1 protein-coding gene is annotated in these 423 nt (G+C 35.7%); it reads left to right on the top strand.

The genetic code is table 11. The annotated features are described in order from the left end of the window. Positions 1 to 183: 183 nt before the first annotated feature. Positions 184 to 423 (top strand): NAD-dependent epimerase/dehydratase family protein (locus JHD69_RS20485; RefSeq protein WP_199142161.1); only part of this gene is annotated, 240 nt, incomplete at its 3' end.

Below are 423 nucleotides of genomic sequence, written 5' to 3'. Positions count from 1 at the left end.
AGTACTGTCTCGTGGGCTCGGAGATGTGTATAAGAGACAGTATAAAGGCAGCGTGACTAACCCCTCATATACCATTGATAATGAAAAATTCAAGAAATTGCTAGGCGGAGATGCCCTTCTTAACCTTGAATATGGAATAAACGAAATATTTGATTTTTTGGAACAAACGAGTACTTAGTGATGATGAAAAAGAAAATCAGTATTTTAGGGTATGGTTTTATAGGTAAAAATATCTTAGCAAGCTATTTAACAGATGCGTATGAGGTTAGTATATTCGATAGAAAAGCCTGTCCCGATCATTTAATAGGCAGGGTAAATTGGTTTCAAGGAACTTTTAACAATACTCAACTACTAGCAGAGGCAATTTTAGAGGCCGATGTTGTTTATCATTTAATATCTAGTACTGTTCCGGCCGATGATATT

The organism is Pedobacter sp. ASV12 (genome assembly GCF_016429155.1).
In the GTDB taxonomy this organism is placed as follows: domain Bacteria; phylum Bacteroidota; class Bacteroidia; order Sphingobacteriales; family Sphingobacteriaceae; genus Pedobacter.
Note: the sequence above shows the minus strand (reverse complement) of the source record. Positions and strands in the feature narration are given on the sequence as shown.